The following is a 17,409-nucleotide window of genomic DNA, read 5'->3' as shown; positions in this document are numbered from 1 at the left end:
CCCACCAACCAGGAGATTCGTGCCATGAGTGCTTCCCCCTTCATCGTTGTGTTTGCGTTGTTCGATCGTGTCACCCATCTCGATTTCACCGGCCCGGACGAGGTGTTCTGGCGTCTGCCCGGCGCGCAATGCGTGATGGCATCGGCCCGTGGCGGAGAGATCCGTGCGGATGGCGGCCTCACCATCACGAACGTGCAGCGTCTGGCTGACATTCCGCATGCGGACCTCATCTGCGTGCCCGGCGGTTTTGGCGTGATCGAAGCCATGGCCGATGCCGACTTCGTGCGTGAGGTGCGCCGGCTGGCAGACGGCGCCCGCTATGTCACCTCGGTGTGCAGCGGCTCGCTCGTGCTGGGCGCTGCCGGTTTGCTGAAAGGCAAGCGCGCGGCGTGCCATTGGGCGTGGCGTGATCTGCTGCCGCCCTTCGGCGCCATCGTGGACGAGAGCCGCGTGGCGCGTGACGGCAACCTCATCACCGGCGGTGGTGTGACGGCTGGCATCGACATGGCGCTCACGGTCATGGCTGATATTGCCGGCGCGGACTATGCGCAGTCGGTGCAGCTTGGCATCGAGTACGCACCGGCGCCGCCGTTCGAATGCGGGCGCCCAGAACTGGCTGCGCCGCAGATCCTCACCGCCGTGAAGGCACGCCTGGAGAACCTGCGCGCGGATCGCCACGCGGCGGTGCAGAAGGCAGCGCAACTGCTGTGAATGTGTGAGGCGTGCGTGCAGATTGCGGCGACAATGGCGTCCTTTCCCGATGTCATTGCCGCCTGGATCGGCGCGCCGCACCGCACATGAACACACCGTCCCCCAACCTGAACGCCAACGGCCCCGGTCGCCCCATTGGCATCGTGGCCGCGCTGCATGAAGAGATCAACGAGCTGCTGACGCTGCTGTCCGGTGCGCGCGCCGTGCATGTCGGCAGCCGGGATTTCTGGACGGGCGAGCTGGATGGCCAGGCGGTTGTTGTGGTGCTGTCGCGCGTCGGCAAGGTGGCAGCCGCCTCCACGGCAACCCTGCTGGTTGCGCAGTTTGGCGTGCGGGCGGTGGTGTTTGCTGGCGTGGCCGGTGCGCTGGCGCCAGGGGTGGCGGTGGGCGATGTGGTGGTGTCGACCGAGCTGCTGCAGCATGACGTCGATGCCTCGCCGCTGTTCCCGCGCTGGGAGATTCCGCTGACGGGCGTGGCGCGCTTTCAGGCAGATGCCGCGTTGTCCCAAGGGCTGCTCGAAAGCGCCCAGGCTGTGCTGGCCGATCCGCTTGGGTTGCTGGGGCAGCCGGTCATGGAGGCGTTCGGTATCGCCTCGCCGCAGGCATACGCCGGTCTCATCATCAGCGGAGACCGCTTTGTTGCCACCTCGGCGGAAAGTGCGGCCTTGCGTTCGGTATTGCCCGACGCGCTGGCCGTTGAAATGGAAGGCGCCGCAGTCGCGCAGGTCTGCCATGAATGGGGCGTGCCGTTTGCCGCCATCCGCACGATCTCCGACCGCGCAGATGATGCGGCCAGCGTGGACTTTGCACAGTTCATTGCGCAAGTGGATTCGCGCTACAGCGTAGCCATCCTGCGCCAATGGCTGGCTACTGCGCCTTCGCGATAGCCAGATATTTGTCGAGCGCGTTGGCGCGCTCGCTCAGGCGGAATACCTCGCTCTCAAGCCGCTGCAGATCGTCCGCCACCGCCTTGCCGTAGACCGTGTCCTCAAAGGTGCCGGTCTTCTCGTGGAAGTTCAGCCACGCCTGCTCTGAACCCACCAACGCGTCTTTCGCCTTGCCATTGAGCTTGCCGAGCAGCGCCTTGTACGTGCTGTCCAGCCGGTCGTCCTGCGCTGTCTTCTCGGCCGACAGACATGCCGCGATCGCGCTGGTGCCGCCACTGGCATCGGCCTTGTCGACGCATGCATAGAGCTTGGTTGTGATGCCCTGGGGCGCGCGGCGTTTGATGCCCTGGCCCAGTGTCTCCGCCGCAAGCGCCCCGGCACCGTAGCCAAGCAGGGTGAGGGAGACGGCAAGTGCCTTCAGTGTCGCTTGCGTGTTCAAGGTGTCACTCCTGATCGTTATGCCAGACCGAACTCCTGCGCATGGATCTTGGACATCGGAATGGCGCACTCCATGACGATCGTGGCTGCGGCCCCGGGGTTGATGGCGGATTTGGCCATCGCCATGGCTTCCTGTATGGCGAGCCCATAGGCGATATGCCACGTGGTGGGCGTCATGCAGAACTTGCTGACCCTCGGTTGGAGGTGCGGCCAGAACACCTGGAGCAGGCGCACGGGCAAATCATTGGATCGCCCTTCGCCGGGGTAGCGCGGCACGCCGAAGCCTTCGGTCCCACAGGTTTTTGAGACGTGGGTGAAGGTTTCGCCCAGGTCGGGCAGCGACGCGGCGCCCAGGTTTTGGGCCTGACCGGCCACCAGTGACCAGACCGAGTACTGCGTTTCGGCCAGCGGAGCGTTCAGGATATCGCCGAAGAAGAACACATGACCATCCACCCCCTGGATGACGACAAACGGCGGTGTCTCCGAGCGTGCGGCGTATTCCGCGCGCAAGCCCATCTGGCAGGCAAAGCCCGCCAACGCACCCAGTGCTGTGAACAGTGTCTCGACATGCACGCCGCGCTCGTTCTGCAGCGCTTTCATCGTCGAGTGATAGATCTCTTTGGACGCAATCTTGGCGCCGACGAGCGGGTCTTCAGGGAGCTTGTCGGCAATCGTCCGGAGCATGGCCGCGATGGCGGGGTGCTCGGCTTCGGCCGGCTGTGCATCTGGCGTGGCGGCTGAAGGGGCCGCTGTTGCTTCGGGTTGAGCCGCTCGGGCAGGCTCGCCCGTTGCTGGTTTCTTGCCGAACAGGTTTCGAAACATGGCGCGATCCTCGCTGGCACAGGGCCTTGAACGATGACCGCGCGATCTTAGCGGAAACCGCAATCAGCCCGGCAGGTAGGGTTGCAAATTCTTCAAGGCGTTTTCCACGTACGCCTCTTTCTCACCCACGGGGGCCACGTAGTGCAATGCTGCGGTGGCCGCTTCCAGGCCTTCCGTGCGCGCAATGACCCACGCCGCCAGGTACGGTGAGGCAAAACACCCGCCAGCCGTTGCCACATTGCCATTCGCATAGAACGGCTGGTTCAGCACTTCCACCCCCGCTTCCTGCACCCACGGTTTGGTCGTCAGGTCCGTGCATGCCGGTATGCTGCCGACCAACCCCAGCTTGGCGAGGACCAACGTGCCGGAGCACTGCGCGCCAATCAACTGACGTGACGGGTCGAGCGCCAGCCGCGCCATCAACCCCGCATCGGCAACAACCTCGCGCGTGCGCATGCCGCTACCGACAAGGATGGCGTCCGCCGTGCGCGCCTCTTCCAGCAGCGACTGCGCATGCACCGTCACACCGTTCATCGACGTGACTTGCGCCTGCGGGCAGCACAACGTCACGCGCCAGTCGGGCTTCTTGATGCGGTTGAGCACGCCCAGGGCGATGAGCGAGTCCAGTTCGTTGAATCCGTCGAAGGTGAGGATGGCGATGTGCATGGCAGTCGTGGAAGTTCTGGCCGGGGCCCGGTCGGGTGGGGTGTGGGGCATGCTAGGCCGCGGTGGCAATACAATCAAAAAATTGTCCTTAGTACATCCGGGGCCGCCTGCCATGACCCAAGCCCGCTATCAGCCGTTGGTCGATGAACTGGCTGCGCAGATCCGCTCTGGCGATCTGCCGCCCGGCACGCGCTTGCCGACGCACCGTCGGCTGGCCGAGCGCCACGGCATTGCGCTGGTCACGGCCACGCGCGTGTATGCCGAACTCGAAGCGATGGGCCTGGTGAGTGGCGAGGTAGGGCGCGGCACCTTCGTGCGTGAGGCCGTGCTGACGCGCGGCCTGGGCGTCGATCAGCAAGCCGTGGCGGCGGGGGTGGTGGACCTGAACTTCAACTACCCGGCGCTGCCGGGTCAAGCCCAGATGTTGAGTCGCGCGTTGCGGCAGCTCGCCACCCAGGGCGACCTTGAAGCGCTGTTGCGCTATGCCCCCCACGGCGGCCGGACGCACGAGCGTGCCTGCGTTGCACGGCACCTGGCACTCAGGGGCCTGGCGGTCGAGCCGGACAACGTGCTGGTTGTGGACGGCGCGCAGCATGGGCTAGCGGTCACGGTAGCGGCGCTGCTGAAACCGGGCGACGTGGTGGCGGTGGACGCGCTCACCTATCCCGGCTTCAAGGTGCTGGCCGAGTTGCTGCATCTGGAGTTGGCGCCGGTGTCCGCAGCGGGGCAGGGGATGGATCTCGATGCGCTGGAGCGCCTGTGCGCACGCCGCCGAGTGCGTGCTGTGTATGTCATGCCCACCCTGCACAATCCGCTGGGCTGGGTCAGCGGTATTGGCTGGCGGCGCCGGTTGGCCGCCATCGTGCGCCAACACGGATTGCTGGCGATTGAGGATGCCGCCTACGCCTTCCTCGCACGCGAGGCACCCACGCCGTTGGCCGCGCTTGCACCGGAAGCCACGGTCTATGTGTCGGGCCTGTCGAAGAGCGTGGCCACGGGTTTGCGTTTCGGCTTCGTTGCAGCGCCGACGGTTTGGGTGAGCAAACTCGAACGTGCCATTCGCGCGACCACCTGGAACACGCCCGCCATCGTCACCGCCCTGGCGTGCGCGTGGCTCGACGACGGCACCGTCGATCGCCTCGAAGCTGAGAAGCGGCGTGATGCGATGGAGCGCCAAGCCATCGCGCGCAAAGCCTTGGCTGGGCTGACACGCATCGGTCACCCGGCGTCGTACTTCGTCTGGCTCGTGTTGCCGACGGAAGTGCGTGCCGACCATGTGGTGGCGGTGTTGCAGGCAGACGGCATTTCCGTAGCGACGGCAGAACCCTTTGCCGCATCGAAGCAGGTGCCGCACGCATTGCGTCTGGCACTGGGCTCCGTCGCGCTCGACCGGTTGTATGCCGTGCTGCAGACCGTCCGGCAGCGCGTTGAGGAACAGGTTGGCCGATGAGGGTAGCCAACCCCACGCCTGTCACCTTGAATACACTCACACCCCAACATCAACATTCGATGGCTTTGCCGATGGGAGAACGCATGAAACACTGGCTTTTGACGATGACGACGTGGGTGGCCTGCGCCTGCGCAACCTTGAGCGGTGTGGTGCATGCCGCCGACTCCGCAACATTGACCATTGCCGTTGGCGCCCAGCAGCGTACATTGGCACGCGAGGCGCTGCTGCATGATCCGCGTCTGGCCGATGTCACCGTGGAAGACGAAAACCTCAAGCGCCGCCTGACCTTCAAGGCGATTCCCGTGACTGAGCTTTTCAAGGGCCAGTCGACCAATCCGGATGCGAGCGCCACCACTGCCGCCAGCGATGGTTACGTGTCGCACTTGCCGATGCGCTTGCTGCTGGCAGATCGCCCTGATGGGCCGCGCGCCTGGCTTGCGGTAGAAGACCCGGCTGCGCCGTGGCCGACGCTCAAGGGCCAGGACATCGGGCCGTTCCGCCTGATCTGGACGGCGCCGTCGGCCAAGGCCTCCGTGGTGAACGAAAGTCTGTGGACCTACAACATCGTGCGCATTGACGTGGCGGCGCAGCCTGAGGAACGCTTCGCAGCCATCCGCCCCGCTGCTGGGCAGCCTGCGGATGGCACGGTCATGCGCGGCTTCGCCACCTTCCAGCGCGTCTGTTTCTCCTGTCACACACTCAATCGCGCGGGCGATGCCAATCTGGGCCCAGACCTGAACGTGCCCTACAGCCCGGTGGAATACCTCGGCGATGAGAAGCTGCGCCACCTCATCCGTGATCCGCAATCGCTGCGCTGGTGGCCGAACGCACGCATGTCGTCCATTGACGAGAAGACGCTGTCCGAAGCCCAGCTCAATGATCTGTTGGCGTACTTTCACCATATGGCGCACCACAAGGCGGCTGCCGCACATTGAGGCGCGTTGGCTTCAGTGCCCGAACTGGGCCTGATATTGCGACGGCGTGAGATCAAACCGGCGCCGGAACGCCTTGGCCAGATGCGCCTCCGAGCCGAAGCCGGCATCGCGCGCGGCGCGCTTGACGGAGTCGCCCGCCTCCAGATGCGCGCGGGCTGCCTGCAGCCGTAGCGTTTCCAGAAAGGCGCGCGGCGTCATGCCGGTTTCGCGCGTGAAGCGGCGGTGGAAGGTGCGGGGCGCCTCGCCGGCCACCGCGGCCATCTGCTCGACGTCGGTCGGTTCGCGCAGACGGGTGCGCAGCCAGTCGACCAGTGTTGCGTACTGCCCGGACTGGGTTTCCAGCGCCAGCGAGTACTGCGACTGATTGCCCATCCGCCGCACGGCCAGAATCAACTGCTTGGCCACCCGCGCTGCCACCCAGCGGCCGAGATCCTGCTCGACCATCGACAGGCACATGTCGATGCCCGCCGTGACACCGCCTGACGTCCATGCCTTGCCGTCCTGCACGTACAGCGCATCGGGTTCGACCGCAACCTTCGCAAAATGCTGCGCGAGCAGTTGTGCCGATGCCCAGTGTGTGGTGGCCCGGTGCGCGTCGAGCAAGCCCCAATGCGCCAGCACGAACGCACCGGTGCAGACCGACCCGAACCGCCGCGCCGAGGCGCACACCTCGCGCGCCCACTGCGCCAGCGCAGTATCGGTGCCCGTCGCCAGCAGACCTTCGCGTTCGCCACCTGCAACGATCAGCGTGTCGATGGCGGTCGATGCCAGTGAGGCGGTCGACTCCGTATCGATGGCGATGCCGTTCGAGGCACGCACCAGCCCGCCTTGCGAGGAGACAGGCACGACACGGTAGGCCGGTTCAACGTTGAAGGCATTCGCCATGGCAAAGACATCAGCGGGGCCGGCCACGTCGAGCATCTGCACCGCCGGATAGGCGACCAGCGCGACCACGCGCTGGTCTGTCGAGCGGCGGCTTGCATTGGACTTGGCGGCAGTAGGAGCGCGTGGCATGGGTGGAACTGCATTGGCAGAAATCGACAAATTATTGTCATTGCTGCCAATGAGGGCGTCAAGCTACGCTGGGTTTCCGAGATGCCACTTGCCCGACCATGCGCTTGACCCTGCCGCCGCCCCGTCTCAACCTGATCTGCCTGCTGTTTGCAGGCTTGGCCGTTTGGCTGGCATTGCAGGTGCACCAGGACCCTGGAGGTGTGCCGGCTGCCGCGAGCCACGCGGATGCATCGACTGCGCAGTCGGAGATTCCTGCCAACCATGCGCACCCGTGGCGCGCACGCCCCCTTGTGGCCGTGGTCGGGCACAACGCCAATACGGAATTGACCGACTTCGTGGTCCCCTACGGTGTGCTCAAACAGGCAGACGTGGCGGACGTGATTGCCCTTGGCACACAGCCGGGGCCGATTCAGATGTTTCCTGCCTTCCGTGTGGAACCCGACGCCACCATCGATGCATTCGACGGGCGCTTTCCCGAGGGCGCGGACTACGTCGTGGTGCCCGCCGTGCACGAGGATGACGATCCGCGCCTGCTGGCCTGGGTACAGCAGCAATGGGCCAAGGGCGCGACGGTCATCGGCGTATGCGACGGTGCATGGGTGCTTGCGCGCGCCGGGCTGCTGACGGGCCGCCGCGCGACCTCCCACTGGTATGCGCGCGATGCGCTTACCAGGCAGTTTCCGCAGACGCAGTGGGTGGCCGGCCACCGCTACGTGGCCGATGGCCGCGTGGTGACGACGACGGGCGTGACCGCCTCGGTGCCCGTTGCATTGGCGTTGGTTCAGACGATGGGCGGGGCAGAGCGCGCTCGCGCGGTGGCCGATGCCATTGGCGCGCCCGACTGGTCAGCCGACCATGCGAGCGCGGGCTTCAGGCTGAGCCCCCGGCATCTGTACACGGCGGCCAGCAACATGGTGTCGCTGTGGCGGAGCGAAACACGCAGTGTTGTCCTGCAACCCGGCGGCGATGACGTTGCGCTGGCACTGGTGGCGGACGCACATGCCCGCACCTATTTCACGCGCGTGCTGGCAACCGCTGAAACCTCGGGCGGTGTGCGTATGGGTAGCGGCCTGGTGTTTCTTCCCGACCGGGTGGGTGCGGCAGCGCACGCGATACTGCCGCTATCCGACACGCCGCAACTGCCGCGTGCGGTGGCTGCTCTGGATCAGGCGCTAGAGGACATCGCGCAGCGCCATGGTGATGACACCGCAGCGTTTGTTGCGTTGCAGATGGAATATCCGATGCGCCGGGCGTTGACATCAGAGCCCCCCAAGCGAGGGGCAGCAATCCCCCGGTCGACCGACTAGAACGGAGCAAACCAAAACCGCCCGGGGGGGGAGTCATGCAACGATGTGCAATGAACCTGATGCTCGGTTGTGCTTTGCTGGCTGGGTGGCCCGTATGGGCGGCGGAGATCGAATGGAAAGTCCTCGATCGGTTTCCGCTGTTCAGTGACTACAAGACGTTTGAGAAGATTGCTGAGCATTGGCCCGCAGGTTCTTCTGCGGCCGCGTTCGTTGATCAACCCGGGTTTGCTTCAACGGTGGCGACACTGCTGCCTGTCGGAGACAAGGAAACGGTCTGGCGCCCTGAGACGGGCACGTATGACAAGACCAAGCTCTTCTCGTCGACGCATTGGATCCAGGCGCGGTTGACCGAGGTGCCGGGCGACATGGAGTGCACCTGGACCGTGGATGGGGTCGCGAAAGGCAACTCGCGCTGTGCACAAAGCCCTGCGCTTGAGGTCCCGGCGGGAGCACCATTTACCGTGATCGCGCATGCTGCCAACGGGGTGAGTGGCACGCGGCATGTCTCGAAGATTGCAGAGCACCTCATCGTCGCGCTGGGCGATTCCTTTGCGTCCGGCGAGGGTAATCCAGACCATCCTGCCAAGCTGGCTGCCATTACCGCTCATCAGGGCTGGTTCACGAATAACAACGTGAAGAAGTTTGTCGTTGCCGGAGCGCAATGGTGGGACGAGGCATGTCATCGTTCGCTGCTCTCGTGGCCAGCGCTAGCTGCGCTGAAGCGGGCCATCGAGAACCCGCACGAGGTCGTGCAGTTTGCATCGTTTGCGTGCTCGGGGGCGGAAGTCTACGACGGCATGCTCAGGGCTCAAGCGGATCCGCCCGGCGTTCACGCGCCATACCTTGTGGAACGTGATTGGTGGGGGCGTGATGGGGGTGCCGGTTATCAGCTCACGCAGGGCACATGGAATGCCGATCCGTCATCGATTCCGCCGCCGCCGCAAGACTACAAGAATCGGCTGAAGTTGTCGCAACAACATGCTCTCGCGCTGCTCCTGTGCGATGAGCGCACGATACGGCGCAACACGGTGACAACGCGGCCCGTCATGCCTGGGTTGTCCAAAGACCAAACCTACTTTGGGGAAGTCGACCTCTACACCTGCAAGACACCGGACCGGCGGCCCGAGCAGGTGCTGATGTCGATCGGCGGGAACGACGTCGGCTTCGGTCCAGTGGTCAAGTGGCTCCTCTTCCCGCCGAATGCCGGTGGCAATTCGGTCACGCACCTCTTTCGGCAGTTTGGTCTCGATGTCGAGAAGCAAGTCGGCCACGTTGTGGCGGCCGACGATGCGCGGCGCAAGATCGAGACGGTGCTTCCGTCGTTGTACAAGGATCTGGCTGGCGTACTGACGGGGCTGCATATTGCTCCCGAGTCGGTCACGCTGTTGGAATACCCAGACCCGACGCTGGGTTCACCCTCCGACCTCAAACAATGCAACGCCCGCACTCGGGATGGCAACTCTCCTTTCCAGTTGGTGGTGCAGCAGAAAACGCACAATTCGCATCACCTTTTTGGCATCAACACACAGTTCTACGAGGAGATCCGCGAGACTTTCATTAAGAGGCTGCAAGATGCCCAGACGGCTGCCGTGCAGGACGCACACTGGCAGCAGCCTTTGAACAGTCAGCCAGCGTTTCAGCGCGGAGAGGTTTCTGCGGACTATTGCGCGGTGTCCACTGCTTGTACGAAGGTGGGGTGCGATACAGGTGATCGTGTGCGGTGGTGGAAGAGTCCGGCGTATTCCGATACCCAGCCGTTCGCCAATCTGTCCGAGTTCGATGCCTATGACGCGACCCGCCTTCGCGGCATGCGCTACGGCGTCGATGCGCTTCTCGCGGGAATCGGCATTCACTCCTCGGGCCAGCCAAAGGTCGATTGGATTTTCGGTTCAGCGCATCCAACCGCCAACGTGCACGCGCGCATCGCAGATCGTGTTCCGTCCGCACGAGACAACCCGGTACAGGCGCTGACCTCTCGCGAAACGCAGTAGCGCAGGCACGTGCGCGGCATTACTCCGTCGCCCACGCCACCAGCGTGGCGACGGTGTTCATATTGCGTGCGGTCCCGGTCTTGGCAGCGGGAATCTTCAGCTTGGAATGCGCCATGCCAACGCCGTAGTACACGTAGATCTCACGTGCGCCGAGGGCGACTTTTTCTTCCTGCCGGCCGCTCAGGGTCGCCAACGTATCGGCAGGTGGCGGCGTATCGAGAAAGATGGCGACCGTCCGATTGGCTGCCTGGGCTTTGAACGGGTTGCCATCCAGTACCGCCGCCAGTTCTGCGCCTGTGCGCACGAGTACACCCACGGGCTTGCCGGCGTAGTCCTCCAGGCAGCGTTCCAGCTTGGCCTTGACCGAGGCTTCAGACAACCGGCTCTGAAAGACCACATTGCCGCTTGCAATGTAGGTGCGCACATGGGTCAGGCCAATGGATTCGCACATCGCCCGAAGGTCGGCCATGGGCAGCTTGCCGGTGCCGCCAACATTCACGGCCCGCAGGAAGGCGACATAGGTCGGCATGACGGAAGGGTCTCCTGAGTCTGTCTGTCAACTTAGCAACGCATGGGTTGCGTACATTTTGTTACTCGTGTGACGGGAATGTATAACCCGACGCCCCGCACGCCCGGTATTCTGCGCCGCGAATCCATTGAACCAGGAGCGGCCCGCCAACGGGGGTGTGGCGCATCCTGCATCCCGCACTTGCGAATAAGGAGAACCCAGCATGTGGAAAAAAGTTGCCCCGACATTGATCGTTGCCGCGCTCGCCGGTCTGACGACCTTGCCGGCAGCCGCCGATGATTTGCGCAATGCGCTCGGTGGCGCACTGGGCGGCGCAGGTGGCGCTGCCGTGGGCGGCGCAATCGGCGGCCAGACGGGTTCGGTGATTGGCGGCGCGATTGGCGGCGGCGCCGGGGGCGCACTGACGGCCAACGGCCGCGAGCGCAAGGGCGCCATCGTCGGCGGCGCACTGGGCGGTGGCGTGGGCGCGGCTGCAGGCAATGCCATGGGCGGCCGCACCGGCGGCATCGTTGGTGCGGGCCTGGGCGGCGGCGCAGGTGCGGCGCTGGGCGGCAACGTGCAGCGCAACTCGTACTCCGATCACGATGATCGTGGCCGCCGTCGCCACGGCAAGCATCACCATCACCACTGATCGGGCATTGACCGGGAGTGCATGCGCTCCCGGTTGCCTCGATCTTCCCGCCTTCAATCAGCCGATCTGGCTGATGGCGCACGCGCGCTCCCTCCCCAAGACACATTCCTGAAGCCGGTTCGCTGTTGCCTGGCTAGCGGTCTACCATACCGTGGCAATCGACGCCGCCACGCAGGAGACCGCCATGACGCAACGCTTCGACGCCATCATCATCGGTACCGGACAAGCTGGTCCGGCGTTGGCCGCGCGGTTGTCCGGCGCGGGCATGAAGGTTGCCATCATCGAGCGCGGGCACTTTGGTGGCACGTGCGTCAACACCGGCTGCATTCCCACCAAGACGCTGGTGGCCAGCGCCTATGCGGCGCGTCTTGCGCAACGGGCCGCCGAGTACGGCGTGATGATCGACGGGCCGGTCACGGTCGACATGGCGCGTGTGAAGGCACGCAAGGATGAGATTTCCGGGCGCTCCAGCCGGGGCGTGGAACAGTGGGTGCGCGGCCTTGAGCACTGCACCGTCTTCCAGGGCCATGCACGCTTTGAAAGCGCGCACACGGTGCGCGTCGGTAGCGATCTGCTGGAAGCTGAGCGCATCTTCATCAACGTTGGCGGCCGCGCGTTGATTCCTGCGATGCCGGGGCTGGACCAGGTGCCCTATCTCACCAACGCAACCATGATGGATGTGGATTTTCTGCCCGAGCACCTGATCGTGATTGGCGGCAGCTACGTGGGGCTGGAGTTCGGCCAGATGTACCGGCGGTTCGGCTCGCGGGTGACGATCGTGGAGAAGGGCTCGCGACTCATCGCCCGTGAGGATGAAGACGTGTCGCAGGCGGTGCGCGACATTCTGGAAGCCGAGGGCATCGATGTGCAACTGGCCGCCACTTGCTTGAGCGTGCGCGGCGAGGCCGGCAATGTCGTGGTCGGGCTGGATTGCACGGGCGGCGCGCGTGAAGTGTCGGGCTCGCACCTGCTACTGGCCGTCGGGCGTGTGCCCAACACCGATGATCTAGGCCTGGACATGGCCGGCGTCGAAACCGACGCGCGCGGCAACATCCGCGTCGACGAGCAACTGCGTACCAACGTCTCCGGCATCTGGGCCCTGGGCGATTGCAACGGCCGGGGCGCCTTCACACACACGTCGTACAACGACTACGAGATCGTCGCGGCCAACCTGCTGGATGACGACCCGCGTAAGGTGTCGGACCGTATCCAGGCCTACGCCATGTACATTGACCCGCCGCTCGGCCGCGTTGGCATGACGCTGGCGGAAGCCAAACAGTCTGGCCGCAAGCTGCTGGTCGGCAACCGCCCGATGACGCGCGTCGGGCGTGCCGTGGAGAAGGGCGAGAGCCAAGGCTTCATGCGGGTGGTGGTCGACGCGCAGAGCCACGAGATTCTTGGCGCCGCGATCCTGGGCGTGACCGGCGATGAGGTCGTGCATTCGCTGCTCGACGTGATGTACGCCAAGGCGCCGTACACCACCATCAGCCGTGCCATGCACATCCACCCGACCGTGTCAGAACTGGTGCCGACGCTGCTGCAGGAGATGCAGCCGGTGCCGTAGCAGCCGAGCCGAAAGCCGGCAGAGCACGCCTGTCACACCCCCAGGTGAATCGACGGAAGCACCGTGCTCAGCCGTGCCACCACCAGCGTGTCGACCTGAAAGAGCATGGCCACGGCCGTCACCACGACCGCCGCGCCGAACACCTGCTGCAAGCGCTGCGCATATCGAGACACCTTACGGACCTGCGCGGTCACATAGCGGCCGCCATACGCGATGGCAAGCAACGGAATCGCGGCACCCGCAGAGAACAGCGCAAGCAGCACGCCGGCACGCCCCAGGTCCTGCGCCTTGGCCACCAGCGCCAGGATGGCCGCCAGCGTGGGGCCGGCACACGGCGTCCACACCACGCCCAGCGTCATGCCCAGTACGAAGCCGCCCGCCAGGCCGGTGCCAGTACGAGATGCCACCCCTGCAAAGCGATCGATGACGCCGCCAAAGGGGGCCACCAGCCGCTCGAACACGCTGGGCCACAGGCGGGCCAGCCCCGACAGCAGCAGGATCACAATCGCCACGGTGCGCACGGCATCCTGCGCCCAGGCAAACGAACTGGAAAGCGCGCCAAATGCCACGCCCAGCGCAGAAAATGCCAGCACGAAGCCCAGGGCAATCGCCACCGGGCGCAGCGCGCTGGCCTCGTCGCTGGAGGCGCTCAGCACCATGGGCAGCACCGGCAGCACGCACGGCGAAGCAATCGTCAGTACGCCGGCCAGCGCAGCAAGAATGAGGTCGATCATCGGGGGTCTCCTGGTTGGTTGAGCCGATGACCGCATTAGGCGTCGCCCACGTATCGCGGCTGTTTCTGCAAGCAGGCGCAAGTGCAATGTTTCTTGTTCGGCAGCCTGCCAGATACAGAGCGATACAAAAGGCCCCCACAGGGGCCCCCAGCCGCCGCACAATGCGCTCATCGCCTGCCGTCGGTGTTGCGGTGCGACTGCTGAAAGGATGCCTGCCATGAAGGATCTGCTGCTACTTGCCACCATGACGTTTTCCGCGTTGACCTGCGAGCTGGGCGGCGCGGGCGTCTGCCGCTGGACGGCGCCCGGGCCCGCCAATAGCGCTGATACGCGGCGCACGACGTCCAACCGGCGCCGGCAGACCAACCCGTTGTTCACCCAACTCTCCACCCCCATCGAGCGCAAACCATGAGCCAGCCCGACCACATCCTCATCGTTGATGACGACCGCGAGATCCGCGAGCTGGTGGGCACCTACCTTGAGCGCAACGAGATGCGCGTGACGCTGGCCGCCAACGGACGCGAGATGCGCGCTGCGCTCGACAAGGGCTCGGTCGACCTGATCGTGCTCGACCTCATGCTGCCCGGCGAAGACGGCCTGGCCCTGTGCCGCGACCTGCGTGCCGGCCCGCGCAAGAACCTGCCCATCCTGATGCTGACCGCCCGCAACGAAGAGGCCGACCGCATTCTCGGCCTGGAGATGGGCGCCGACGACTACCTCGTGAAGCCGTTTGCGGCGCGCGAACTGCTGGCACGCGTGCGCTCCGTGCTGCGCCGCACGCGCATGCTGCCACCCAACCTGCAGATCACCGAGGCGGCCACTGTGCTGGCCTTTGGCGACTGGCGGCTCGATACCACGGCGCGGCACCTGCTGGATGATCAGGACGTGGTGGTCGCCCTGAGCGGCGCGGAGTACAAGCTGCTGCGCGTGTTTCTCGACCACCCGCAGCGCGTGCTCAGCCGTGACCAACTGCTCAACCTCACGCAAGGCCGCGATGCGGAGCTGTTCGAGCGCTCCATCGACCTGATGGTGAGCCGCCTGCGGCAACGCTTGGGCGACGACGCGCGGGAGCCGAAGTACATCAAGACTGTGCGCAATGGCGGATACGTGTTCGCCTCGGCCGTGGAGATTCGCGAGGAGCGCGCATGATTGCCTTGCGCACCCTGCGTCTATGGCCACGCACGTTGTTTGCGCGCCTGATGGTCATCCTGCTGGTGGGGTTGGCACTGGCGCAGGGGCTGGCGTTCAGCCTCGTGGCGCATGAACGTTCCGACGCAGCGGATCGGCTGATGCTCGGCAACCTTGAAACCGATGTGGCCAGTTCGGTCGCCATGCTGGACATGCTGCCCCCGGCCAAGCGTGAGGTCTGGGCGAACCGGCTGAGCCGGCGCACGTACCGTTACCAGCTCGACGCCGGCATCCGCAGTGATGCGCCACCGCGCGACGCGCTGTCTCGCGAGGCGGCCGCCACCATCGACCGCGCGCTGGAGGGCCGGTACAACGTCACCGCCAATGCCGTGCCCGGCGGCGGCAATCAGTATCAGGTACACCTGCGTCTGAGCGATGGCAGCCCGCTCACCATCGACGTACATCCTGCACCGGCGGCCATGGCGAGTTGGCTGCCGCTGCTGCTGGGTGTACAGCTTGTGCTGCTGGGCGGATGCGCGTGGTTGGCCGTGCGCCTGGTCACGCGCCCGCTCAAGCAGTTGGCGACTGCCGCAGAAAGCCTCGGCCCCGATCTCAAGAGCGACGTGATTCCCGAGCATGGGCCGGTGGAAGTCGCGCATGCGGCGGCGGCCTTCAATGCCATGCAGCAGCGCATTGCCGGCTATCTGGCCGAGCGCGTGCAGATCCTGGCGGCGATCTCGCATGATTTGCAGACGCCCATCACCCGCATGCGTCTGCGGCTGGATCTGATGGACCCGTCTGAAACGCAGGAGCGGTTGGTGCAAGACCTGCGCGCGATGGAGCATCTCGTGCGCGAAGGCGTGACCTATGCACGGACGCTGCACGGCAGTGCGGAAGCCCCCGCGCGAGTGGACATCGACGCGCTGCTCGACAGCCTGAGCTACGACTACCGGGATGGCGGTACACCCATCGTGGTGGAGGGCAAGGCCGGTGCGCCGGTTGAGACCCGGCCACAGGCGCTGCGGCGCATCCTCACTAACCTGATCGACAACGCCATCAAGTTTGGCGGCGACGCCGAGGTGACGGTGTCGCGCGAGTCCAGCGGCAACCTGATCATTGCCGTGCTGGATCAGGGCCCCGGTATTCCCGAGGCGGAATTGGAGCGGGTGATGCAGCCGTTCTACCGGCTGGAGACGTCACGCAACCGGGGCACGGGCGGTACGGGTCTGGGGTTGGCGATTGCGCAGCAGTTGGCGCAGGCCATGGGTGGACGTCTGGTGCTGGCCAATCGTCAAGGTGGTGGGCTGCAGGCAACACTGACGTTGCCTGCGTGAGTGATGATCGTGCCGCTGTCAGGGCACGATCGAGAGGAACAGGTAGGCCGCAAAGATCGCGAGGTGAACCACGCCTTGCAGGATCGTCGTGCGGCCCTTGCCCAGCGTGAGCGCTGACACGATCAGGGTCAGGAACAGCAAGACCATCTCTTTCGGCCCCAGGCCCAGTTCCAGCGGCCGGCCAATCCAGATGAACACGGCGGCCACCGTGGGGATGGTCAGCCCGATGCTGGCCAGTGCCGAGCCCAGCGCGAGGTTCAGGCTGGTCTGGATGCGGTCGGCGTTGGCGGCGCGTGCGGCAGCCAGCCCCTCGGGCAGCAGCACCAGCGCGGCAATGACGATCCCCACCGTTGCTGCCGGTGCGCCCGCGTTCAGAATGGCCGCTTCCACGAAGGGGGACAGCACCTTGGCCAAGCCCACCACCGCCACCAGGGACACCATCAGCAGTACGGCGCTGGCCACGGCCACGCGGGCCGGCGGCGGTGGGGCGTGCACGTCTTCGTCTGAGCTGTCGACCAGGAAGTAATCGCGGTGGCGGATGGTCTGCACGATCACGAAGCAGCCGTACAGCACCAGCGAGGTCACACCGGCAAAGCCGAGTTGCGAGGACGTCAGGATCGGGCCGGGTGTGGAGCTCGTGTAGTTGGGCAGCACCATGGTCAACGTGACCAGCGCGGCCAGCACGGCCAGCGCAGCGTTGGCGCCCGGCGCCTGGAAGGCCTGCTCGCGGTGGCGCAGGCCGCCCACGAACAGGCACAGGCCCACGATGCCGTTACAGATGATCATGACTGCGGCGAAGACCGTATCGCGTGCCAGCCCGGCTTTCTCGGGCCCGGACGACAGCATGACCGACACGATCAGCGCCACCTCGATCACGGTCACGGCAATGGCCAGCACCAGCGTGCCGAACGGTTCGCCCACCTTGTGCGCGACCACCTCGGCATGATGCACGGCGGCAAAGACGGCGCCAGCCAGCGCCAGCGCCATCAGCGCGATCAACCAGCCGGGGGGTGTCATGAGCGTGCCGGCCACCAGCACCACCCACGCGAGTAGCGGGGCGGCGACTGTCCAGTGGGGCAGCTTGTTGGAGGTGACGGCCATGGAGGGTTCCTTGTTGTTGTCTCAACGCCGGCGGGTGGCGAAGGGCGCGGATTCGGAGTGGCCCAAATATAGCGCATGCGCCGCTACAGACCTGTCATGGCCTGTCACGGCCTGTGACTGCCTCCTCCCGCGTGCTGGCCGTCAAAGCGTGCGCCGGAGGGGCCAGC

Annotated in this window: 18 protein-coding genes; 11 read left to right on the top strand and 7 right to left on the bottom strand. The window is 65.4% G+C overall.

Annotated elements, in window-relative coordinates; translation table 11 throughout:
- Positions 1-24: 24 nt before the first annotated feature.
- Positions 25-711: a DJ-1/PfpI family protein gene (locus ACS13N_RS20525; RefSeq protein ID WP_438933449.1), complete on the top strand. Its 687-nt coding sequence runs from the start codon at positions 25-27 to the stop codon at positions 709-711.
- 86 nt (positions 712-797) lie between these two features.
- Positions 798-1,598, top strand: a complete 801-nt coding sequence (locus ACS13N_RS20520) for a 5'-methylthioadenosine/adenosylhomocysteine nucleosidase (protein ID WP_438933448.1) — start codon at positions 798-800, stop codon at positions 1,596-1,598.
- Here the strand turns inward: ACS13N_RS20520 and ACS13N_RS20515 are convergent.
- The 3 genes from ACS13N_RS20515 to ACS13N_RS20505 form a co-directional block, all read right to left on the bottom strand.
- Positions 1,579-2,037: a lysozyme inhibitor LprI family protein gene (locus ACS13N_RS20515; RefSeq protein WP_438933447.1), complete on the bottom strand. Its 459-nt coding sequence runs from the start codon at positions 2,035-2,037 to the stop codon at positions 1,579-1,581. The two genes, ACS13N_RS20520 and ACS13N_RS20515, sit on opposite strands and share 20 nt — an antisense overlap.
- Positions 2,038-2,054: 17 nt before the next feature.
- Positions 2,055-2,858, bottom strand: a complete 804-nt coding sequence (locus ACS13N_RS20510; RefSeq protein WP_438933446.1) for a hypothetical protein — start codon at positions 2,856-2,858, stop codon at positions 2,055-2,057.
- Positions 2,859-2,921: 63 nt separating this feature from the next.
- Complete coding sequence (locus ACS13N_RS20505; protein ID WP_438933445.1) at positions 2,922-3,524, bottom strand: DJ-1/PfpI family protein; 603 nt, start codon at positions 3,522-3,524, stop codon at positions 2,922-2,924.
- 112 nt (positions 3,525-3,636) lie between these two features.
- Here ACS13N_RS20505 and ACS13N_RS20500 point away from each other — a divergent pair, with 112 nt between their 5' ends.
- Entirely contained in the window at positions 3,637-4,974 is a 1,338-nt protein-coding gene (locus ACS13N_RS20500) for a PLP-dependent aminotransferase family protein (RefSeq protein WP_438933444.1), read from the top strand.
- 83 nt (positions 4,975-5,057) lie between these two features.
- Positions 5,058-5,909, top strand: a complete 852-nt coding sequence (locus tag ACS13N_RS20495) for a c-type cytochrome (RefSeq protein ID WP_438933443.1) — start codon at positions 5,058-5,060, stop codon at positions 5,907-5,909.
- 12 nt (positions 5,910-5,921) lie between these two features.
- Here the strand turns inward: ACS13N_RS20495 and ACS13N_RS20490 are convergent, their stop codons facing one another.
- Positions 5,922-6,923 (bottom strand): GlxA family transcriptional regulator, encoded by a 1,002-nt coding sequence (locus ACS13N_RS20490; protein WP_438933442.1) that lies wholly within the window; start codon positions 6,921-6,923, stop codon positions 5,922-5,924.
- Positions 6,924-7,021: 98 nt separating this feature from the next.
- On the opposite strand from ACS13N_RS20490, the gene ACS13N_RS20485 reads away from it, so the two are divergent.
- Together ACS13N_RS20485 and ACS13N_RS20480 are read left to right on the top strand one after the other, a co-directional pair.
- Positions 7,022-8,230, top strand: coding sequence for a DJ-1/PfpI family protein (locus ACS13N_RS20485; protein WP_438933441.1), 1,209 nt, complete (start codon positions 7,022-7,024; stop codon positions 8,228-8,230).
- A 50-nt stretch (positions 8,231-8,280) separates the two neighbouring features.
- The gene (locus tag ACS13N_RS20480) at positions 8,281-10,221 is read left to right on the top strand and encodes a hypothetical protein (RefSeq protein ID WP_438933440.1); all 1,941 of its coding nucleotides are present in this window, start codon (positions 8,281-8,283) and stop codon (positions 10,219-10,221) included.
- Positions 10,222-10,240: 19 nt separating this feature from the next.
- Here the strand turns inward: ACS13N_RS20480 and ACS13N_RS20475 are convergent, their stop codons facing one another.
- Entirely contained in the window at positions 10,241-10,750 is a 510-nt protein-coding gene (locus ACS13N_RS20475; protein WP_438933439.1) for a DUF1697 domain-containing protein, read from the bottom strand.
- A gap of 202 nt (positions 10,751-10,952) precedes the next feature.
- On the opposite strand from ACS13N_RS20475, the gene ACS13N_RS20470 reads away from it, so the two are divergent.
- Together ACS13N_RS20470 and ACS13N_RS20465 are read left to right on the top strand one after the other, a co-directional pair.
- A complete protein-coding gene (locus tag ACS13N_RS20470) occupies positions 10,953-11,381 on the top strand; it encodes a hypothetical protein (RefSeq protein ID WP_438933438.1) in 429 nt (142 codons plus the stop codon).
- Positions 11,382-11,565: 184 nt separating this feature from the next.
- Complete coding sequence (locus ACS13N_RS20465; RefSeq protein WP_438933437.1) at positions 11,566-12,945, top strand: FAD-containing oxidoreductase; 1,380 nt, start codon at positions 11,566-11,568, stop codon at positions 12,943-12,945.
- 32 nt (positions 12,946-12,977) lie between these two features.
- Here ACS13N_RS20465 and ACS13N_RS20460 read toward each other — a convergent pair whose 3' ends face one another.
- Positions 12,978-13,679 (bottom strand): cytochrome c biogenesis CcdA family protein, encoded by a 702-nt coding sequence (locus ACS13N_RS20460; protein WP_438933436.1) that lies wholly within the window; start codon positions 13,677-13,679, stop codon positions 12,978-12,980.
- A gap of 217 nt (positions 13,680-13,896) precedes the next feature.
- On the opposite strand from ACS13N_RS20460, the gene ACS13N_RS20455 reads away from it, so the two are divergent.
- The 3 genes from ACS13N_RS20455 to ACS13N_RS20445 are packed head-to-tail and all read left to right on the top strand — an operon-like array spanning position 13,897 to position 16,141.
- Positions 13,897-14,091, top strand: a complete 195-nt coding sequence (locus tag ACS13N_RS20455; protein ID WP_438933435.1) for a hypothetical protein — start codon at positions 13,897-13,899, stop codon at positions 14,089-14,091.
- Positions 14,088-14,828 carry a response regulator gene (locus ACS13N_RS20450; protein WP_039597972.1) on the top strand — a complete coding sequence of 247 codons (741 nt, stop codon included), beginning with the start codon at positions 14,088-14,090 and terminating at the stop codon, positions 14,826-14,828. The genes ACS13N_RS20455 and ACS13N_RS20450 overlap by 4 nt, the downstream gene beginning before the upstream one ends.
- Complete coding sequence (locus ACS13N_RS20445) at positions 14,825-16,141, top strand: sensor histidine kinase (RefSeq protein WP_438933434.1); 1,317 nt, start codon at positions 14,825-14,827, stop codon at positions 16,139-16,141. The genes ACS13N_RS20450 and ACS13N_RS20445 overlap by 4 nt, the downstream gene beginning before the upstream one ends.
- Positions 16,142-16,159: 18 nt before the next feature.
- Here the strand turns inward: ACS13N_RS20445 and ACS13N_RS20440 are convergent, their stop codons facing one another.
- Positions 16,160-17,242: a calcium:proton antiporter gene (locus ACS13N_RS20440; protein ID WP_438933433.1), complete on the bottom strand. Its 1,083-nt coding sequence runs from the start codon at positions 17,240-17,242 to the stop codon at positions 16,160-16,162.
- Between the last annotated feature and the right edge of the window lie 167 nt (positions 17,243-17,409).

This window comes from Ralstonia sp. 24A2 (genome assembly GCF_051783885.1).
In the GTDB taxonomy this organism is placed as follows: Bacteria; Pseudomonadota; Gammaproteobacteria; order Burkholderiales; family Burkholderiaceae; genus Ralstonia.
The sequence above is the reverse complement of the archived record's forward strand: the minus strand, read 5'-3'. Positions and strand labels throughout refer to the sequence as shown.

Bases quoted from the DNA above. Each gene is read 5' to 3' on its own strand.
- ACS13N_RS20495 (WP_438933443.1), top strand. From the start codon at position 5,058: ATGAAACACTGGCTTTTGACGATGACGACGTGGGTGGCCTGCGCCTGC.
- ACS13N_RS20460 (WP_438933436.1), bottom strand. From the start codon at position 13,679: ATGATCGACCTCATTCTTGCTGCGCTGGCCGGCGTACTGACGATTGCT.
- ACS13N_RS20500 (WP_438933444.1), top strand. From the start codon at position 3,637: ATGACCCAAGCCCGCTATCAGCCGTTGGTCGATGAACTGGCTGCGCAG.
- ACS13N_RS20450 (WP_039597972.1), top strand. From the start codon at position 14,088: ATGAGCCAGCCCGACCACATCCTCATCGTTGATGACGACCGCGAGATC.
- ACS13N_RS20440 (WP_438933433.1), bottom strand. From the start codon at position 17,242: ATGGCCGTCACCTCCAACAAGCTGCCCCACTGGACAGTCGCCGCCCCG.
- ACS13N_RS20445 (WP_438933434.1), top strand. From the start codon at position 14,825: ATGATTGCCTTGCGCACCCTGCGTCTATGGCCACGCACGTTGTTTGCG.
- ACS13N_RS20510 (WP_438933446.1), bottom strand. From the start codon at position 2,858: ATGTTTCGAAACCTGTTCGGCAAGAAACCAGCAACGGGCGAGCCTGCC.
- ACS13N_RS20485 (WP_438933441.1), top strand. From the start codon at position 7,022: ATGCGCTTGACCCTGCCGCCGCCCCGTCTCAACCTGATCTGCCTGCTG.
- ACS13N_RS20455 (WP_438933435.1), top strand. From the start codon at position 13,897: ATGAAGGATCTGCTGCTACTTGCCACCATGACGTTTTCCGCGTTGACC.
- ACS13N_RS20480 (WP_438933440.1), top strand. From the start codon at position 8,281: ATGAACCTGATGCTCGGTTGTGCTTTGCTGGCTGGGTGGCCCGTATGG.
- ACS13N_RS20470 (WP_438933438.1), top strand. From the start codon at position 10,953: ATGTGGAAAAAAGTTGCCCCGACATTGATCGTTGCCGCGCTCGCCGGT.
- ACS13N_RS20465 (WP_438933437.1), top strand. From the start codon at position 11,566: ATGACGCAACGCTTCGACGCCATCATCATCGGTACCGGACAAGCTGGT.
- ACS13N_RS20490 (WP_438933442.1), bottom strand. From the start codon at position 6,923: ATGCCACGCGCTCCTACTGCCGCCAAGTCCAATGCAAGCCGCCGCTCG.
- ACS13N_RS20520 (WP_438933448.1), top strand. From the start codon at position 798: ATGAACACACCGTCCCCCAACCTGAACGCCAACGGCCCCGGTCGCCCC.
- ACS13N_RS20475 (WP_438933439.1), bottom strand. From the start codon at position 10,750: ATGCCGACCTATGTCGCCTTCCTGCGGGCCGTGAATGTTGGCGGCACC.
- ACS13N_RS20505 (WP_438933445.1), bottom strand. From the start codon at position 3,524: ATGCACATCGCCATCCTCACCTTCGACGGATTCAACGAACTGGACTCG.
- ACS13N_RS20525 (WP_438933449.1), top strand. From the start codon at position 25: ATGAGTGCTTCCCCCTTCATCGTTGTGTTTGCGTTGTTCGATCGTGTC.